4 protein-coding genes are annotated in these 6000 nt (G+C 57.8%); 1 reads left to right on the forward strand and 3 read right to left on the reverse strand.

Annotated elements, in window-relative coordinates; all coding sequences use genetic code 11:
• The first annotated feature begins 13 nt into the window (after window positions 1-13).
• Window positions 14-1390, forward strand: coding sequence for an amino acid permease (locus J9889_RS05095; RefSeq protein ID WP_010675155.1), 1377 nt, complete (start codon window positions 14-16; stop codon window positions 1388-1390).
• Between the two features lie 161 nt (window positions 1391-1551).
• Here J9889_RS05095 and J9889_RS05100 read toward each other — a convergent pair whose 3' ends face one another.
• From J9889_RS05100 to J9889_RS05110, 3 genes are all read right to left on the reverse strand, one after another.
• Window positions 1552-2253 (reverse strand): SIMPL domain-containing protein, encoded by a 702-nt coding sequence (locus tag J9889_RS05100; protein ID WP_010675156.1) that lies wholly within the window; start codon window positions 2251-2253, stop codon window positions 1552-1554.
• A 54-nt stretch (window positions 2254-2307) separates the two neighbouring features.
• Entirely contained in the window at window positions 2308-2865 is a 558-nt protein-coding gene (locus J9889_RS05105) for a hypothetical protein (RefSeq protein ID WP_210556078.1), read from the reverse strand.
• An 87-nt stretch (window positions 2866-2952) separates the two neighbouring features.
• Window positions 2953-6000: type I secretion C-terminal target domain-containing protein (locus tag J9889_RS05110; RefSeq protein WP_210556079.1), on the reverse strand; the 3048-nt coding region annotated here is incomplete at its 5' end.

Here is a 6000-nt window from a genome sequence, read left to right on the forward strand (position 1 = left end):
TAAGGAAGGAAGCATGGATCTTCAACAACACGGCGAGGAGCTCAAGCGCGGTCTGAAAAACCGCCATATCCAGCTTATCGCACTGGGCGGTGCCATCGGTACAGGCCTGTTCCTCGGCATTGCCGACACCATCAAGATGGCGGGCCCTGCGGTGCTGCTGGGCTATGCCATCGGCGGCTTCATCGCCTTCCTCATCATGCGCCAGCTGGGCGAGATGGTGGTGGAAGAGCCGGTTGCCGGCTCATTCAGCCATTTTGCCTACAAGTACTGGGGTGACTTCGCCGGCTTCGCCTCCGGCTGGAACTACTGGGTGCTCTATGTACTGGTGAGCATGGCCGAGCTGACGGCAGTCGGTATCTATGTCCAGTACTGGTGGCCCGAGATCCCGACCTGGATGTCGGCGGCCTTCTTCTTCGTGCTGATCAACGCCATCAACCTCTCCAACGTCAAGGCGTTCGGCGAGATGGAGTTCTGGTTCGCCATCATCAAGGTGGTCGCCATTCTCGGCATGATCGGATTCGGCGGCTGGATGCTGTTCTCCGGCAGCGGTGGCCCCGAGGCCACGGTCAGCAACCTCTGGGCCCAGGGTGGCTTCTTCCCCAACGGCGTCGGCGGGCTGGTGATGGCAATGGCCTTCATCATGTTCTCCTTCGGCGGTTTGGAGCTGGTCGGCATCACGGCAGCGGAAGCGGACAATCCCGAGAAGAGCATCCCAAAGGCCACCAACCAGGTGATCTACCGCATCCTCATCTTCTACATCGGTGCCCTCACCGTACTGCTCTCCCTCTATCCCTGGGGCAAGGTAGTGGAAGGCGGCAGCCCGTTCGTGATGATCTTCCATGCGCTCGACAGCAACCTGGTAGCCAACGTACTTAACCTGGTGGTGCTGACCGCCGCGCTGTCGGTGTACAACAGCTGCGTCTACTGCAACAGCCGCATGCTGTTTGGCCTGGCCAAGCAGGGCAACGGCCCCAAGGCCCTGCTCAAGACCAACAAGAGCGGCGTGCCCCTGACCGCCATCACCATCTCGGCCGCGGCCACCCTGCTGTGCGTGCTCATCAACTACCTGATCCCGGGCAAGGCCTTTGGTCTGCTGATGTCTCTGGTGGTCTCCGCCCTGGTCATCAACTGGGCCATGATCAGCCTGGCGCACCTCAAGTTCCGCAAGGTGAAGGCCGCAGAAGGGGTCACCACCAAGTTCAAGGCACTGTGGAGCCCGTTTGGCAACTATCTCTGCCTCGCCTTCATGGCCGCCATCCTGGTGATCATGTACATGAACGACGGCACCCGCATCTCGGTCGAGCTGATCCCGGCCTGGGTCCTGGTACTCGGTATCGGCTATCTGCTCAAACAGAAGAGCCAACGCAAGCTGGCGACCAACCTGGGCTAGGCATCGAGCCTCCTCCAACAAAAATGCCGGTCAGTGACCGGCATTTTTTATTCCATTCCCGTTTCACCTGACCCAATTCGCGGCTCACTTGTCCTGCCAGCCCCTGCAATGACAAACCCGAGGGGTTGCCTCGGGTTTGAGTGATGGACAAAGGGGCTGTGTTATTCCAGCAGGAAGACGGCTTCTACATTGTCAGTGATGCTGATCTGCTGCTGTTGATAGCTGTTTTCCATCATGTCGGCGGCAGGGGCTGCCGCAGCCTTCATGGCACGGGTATAGACCGGCATGGGGGAACTGTTGCGGTATTCAACGCTATATACCTTGCCAAGCTTCATGCCGAAAGCCTTGGCCAGGGATTCCGCCTTGCTCGTGGCATCAGCAACAGCACCAAGCCGGGCCTGCTCCTTGATGACCTGTGGTGACTTCAGGCCGTACTCTATCTGGGTCACGGACTCCAGACCCGCCTTGAGGGCGGTATCCATCAACTGGCTGAGTTTGTCGAGTTGATAGAGTTTGACGGCCAGTTGGCGCTGGGCACGGTAACCCACCATTTCAGGCTGCTTGTTCTGGGGGTACTGGTACTCGGGGGAGATCACCAGATTGCCAGCCTCCACGTCGCTGCGCTTGATGCCCAGGCTCTCCAGCTGGCCAAAGAAGGCTGCTACCTTGGTATCTACCTGCTGTTTGGCCTTGATGCCCTGCTTCTCCAGTGCCGTGACGGCGACATTGAGCGTCAGCATGTCTGGTTCAGCCTTCTGCTCCGCATAGCCACTGACGACCAGATGGGGGGCCTGAGGAACCTCGATGGCAAGCAACGGAGCACTGACAACCAGCGCGGACAGGGTAAGAAGGGGACGCCACATAAAAAAACCTCCATCATTTAGATGGAGGTCATTATGCATGTCGTCGATTGGGATTCATATATCGTGTGTCGGCGGGATCTGGTCCAGCACCTGATTGGTCATGTCGATATTGATGCTGATCTCCCCTCCTCCTGAATTGCCATGGCTTGTCATCACGGGAGCAGGCGCCTGGCTGCCAAACAGCGATTCATCCTCAAAGTGGAACGAATCCCACGACAGAACATGACCTTGTGATGGCAGATTCGGCTCGGACGTCGTCACGACGGCCAGCGCACCCCAGTCAAGCTCCTCGCCGTGGCTGAGCAGCCCCTGCAAGGAGCTATCGCTCAGGCTCTGCAACGAATACTCCTGCTGCCCCCACTCATGGCCGACCAGCACCATCATATGGGGCAGGGGCGCATCCTCTGCCGGCGTGAAGCTGATACGAGAAGCGGCAAAGTCCACATTCAGCAACCCCGCCACCTCACCATCTTCGCTCTCCAGCTCCAGACCGTTGAGCGTGTCACCCGTCATCGTGGCCTGATAGCCAAAGCGGCCGGTGCAGACGATATTGTCCTGCCCGTTCCAGCTATAGCGAATGCCGTCGATGTCGACCCAGTTGAATGACTGCATGGTGACCCTCTCCTGATACTGCAGCTATCTTATCTGCCCACTCCATCAAATAACAGGGGCCGGGCACACCCGGCCCCCATACCCTGCTTACGGATCGACCTTGAGGTTGCCCTGATCCAGCAGATCCTGAATGATCTGCAGATTGGATTTGCCAGCCGTCAGATCCACGTTGTCAAAGAGGATGGTATGAGTCGTGGTGCCACTTCCCGCTCCATCCAGATCAATGGTCAGTGTCGACTTGCCACTGCCCGGACCAGGAGCAAAGGTAAGATAGTGATCCAGTGTGCTCGCATCGGCATGCTCACCACTGAGCAGTTCACTCAGGTCCAGAACATCTCCATTGGCCCCCGTGGTGAAGTCTTTGATGGTATCCGTGCCTCCTGCATCACCTGCCATCCATTTGAAGGTATCCTTGCCAGCCCCACCAGTCAGGGTATCACTGCCGGTACCCCCAATCAGCAGGTCGTCGCCCCCACCACCACTCAAGATGTCGTTACCTGCCAGTCCGCTCAGGACGTTGGCATTGCCATCGCCGGTCAGGCTGTCGTTGAACATGGACCCTACCAGATTTTCCATGTTGCTCAGGCTGTCTGTCCCCGCCCCTCCGGTATTCTGATTGGCGCCATTGACTGTGACCGTGACCCCAGCAGCGCTGTCGAAGTAACTGGCCGTATCATTGCCGTTGCCGCCGTTCAGGGTATCGTTATCAGCACCACCAATCAGGAGATCATTGCCCTCACCACCATTCAAGGTGTCGTTACCGAGTCCTCCAAGCAGGATGTCGTTCCCGGCATTGCCGTTGAGCGTATCGTTTCCAGATCCCCCAATAAGGATCTCGTCGAGATAGCTCCCGGTGAGTGTCAAACCGCTCTGCACATCTACATACACCTTGGCCGTATCTGTGGTCGTGCTATTGGTGTAGTTGAACGAACCCTCGTAAGAGTTGGGGGTCGCATTGCCGGAGGTATCATCAAATGTTACCGAGCCTGCATTGTCTGTGACGGTCCCTCCCACAGCTCCCGAGACGCCCGTGATCATCTGGGTCGCAGCCAGAGGCCCGGTGTCATTGGCAAGCAGAGCCCAATCCGGAATGGTCGCCGGGTCCTGGTTGGTGATGATAAAGTCATCACGAACCACGGTAGGACCGACCGCCGGGTTGATAACGATGGACAAGGTGCTGGACGCAGTATCCCCATCGTTGTCTATCACACTGTAACCCACGACCTGGTTTATCCCCCCGACCGGAATGGATGTCGGCGGAGTATAGGTGTACGCGCCGTTGTCCATATCCACCTTGAGGATGCCGCCTGCAAGTGTAATGGTCCATTCATTGGTCGCTGTATTGAAAGTCCCGACTGATGTTCCTCCCGAGACGCCAGCGGAGTCCGTCTTCTGGTTGTAGGTATAAGTCACCCCTCCCACGGTAATGGCATTGAGCCAGCCACCATCGGCCCCGGCACTCGCCGCTACACCGTTGATAAGTTGTCCTGCCAGGGGCGGAGCTACCACGGTGCTCAAAAGGGTCGCGGTCAGTTGGCTGAAGTCAGTCACCACCACTGCGGTGGTATTTGCCGGGCTGGCACCACTGACCCCGTTGTAGGCAATAGGATCCAGTGCAGACTGGGTCGCTCCCGAGCCCATCCCGAGCGCGTACGAATTGATGTTGTTCGCCGTCAGGAAATCGGCCCAGTCCTTGGTTTCACCGCTCAGTGTCGTGCCGTCACCATCGATCCCGTTCCCACCGCCAAGCGAGTTGTTGCCATCAGGAACTGTGGCGGGGGTACCGCTCAACGAGCTGGCATTTGGCAGACCATCCGACATGAAGTAAGAGACATTTTGCGCATTAGCGAGTTTACCTGTATCGCCAAAGGCTTTGATTGCCTCGTTCAGTGCATCATCGTAGTTGGTCGAGTTCGTGGGGGTAAGGCCAAGGATGATGGCCTTGGCTACATCGACCGAGACCCACACCCCGGTCGGATTGGCGGCTGAAGTGGAGAAGGTCACGATATTGACCATGACGCTGCCGTAGGCGCTGTATTTGTCCAGCAGCTCCAACGCGGACTTCTGCATCACCTGCATCCGAGTCATGCCTTGATAGCCCGATGGGTCACCCATACTGCCGGAGATATCGAGGATCAACATCAGATTCGTGTTCTGCACCTGAGTCGCCTGGCCTGCATTGGTAACAGCATTGGCAATGGGGGCATCATCGCTGATCACAACCTGCAGGTTACCCGTGCCACTGTCGCCACTGGCATCCGTAGCCGACACGACGAAACTCGGACCATTCGCTGTATCACTGTTGCCCTGAACGTTGTGAGTCAGCACATTGTCTTTGAGCGTGTAGGTATAGTTCACCGTGTAGACACCGGCTGTGGGGCCGCTGACACCGGTTACCGTCAGCATTCCTTCCGTATTGTTGATCAAGGTCTGACTGCCGCCACTGGTCAAATTGTAAGCCTGCCCACCGATGGTCAAGGTAGTCAGATTTTCCCCCTGGGTGTTGATGGTGAAGCTGCCATTGAATATCTCCGAATTACCACTGGCAGCGGTCCCCTCAGGCAGTCCCTCCTCATCAACCGTCGCATTGCCGATGGTCAATACAGGGACACGGGTATCCTGAGCAATATTGATTGTCAGTGTTGCCGGATCCGTATCACCATCGCCATCTTTGAGCGTGTAGGTAAATACCTCCGAGGCCCCCACGGGAACCGATGCCGCCGTGAGCGTATAACTGTATTCGCCATCCAGCCCCATGGTCAGCGTCCCATACAGCCCGGTCACGGTGAATCCACCGGCAGGATTACTGTCTGAATTGCCGTTCGAGCTCACGACCTGGCTGATTGCTGCACCATCAGCCCCCATGACGTCCACCCCAGCACCGGCTGTACCGCCGATGGTACCCGCCCCGGTAATCACATTCCCCGTCACCGGAGTGAACACACCTTCAGTAGCACTGTCAGCATCATCGTTGGCCGTCGGCACGTCGTCCACGATCTGCACGCTCAGGGTGTTCGAGGCCGAGTCCCCGTCGCTGTCCACCAGGCTCACCGCGAAGTCTTCGAACAGGCTGTTGTTGCCGTTCGCCGTCGGGTGCGCCTCGTTGTCGTTCAGGGTGTAGCTGTAGCTCACCAG

The organism is Aeromonas sp. PrichA-15 (assembly GCF_017939245.1).
Taxonomy (GTDB): domain Bacteria; phylum Pseudomonadota; class Gammaproteobacteria; order Enterobacterales; family Aeromonadaceae; genus Aeromonas; species Aeromonas caviae.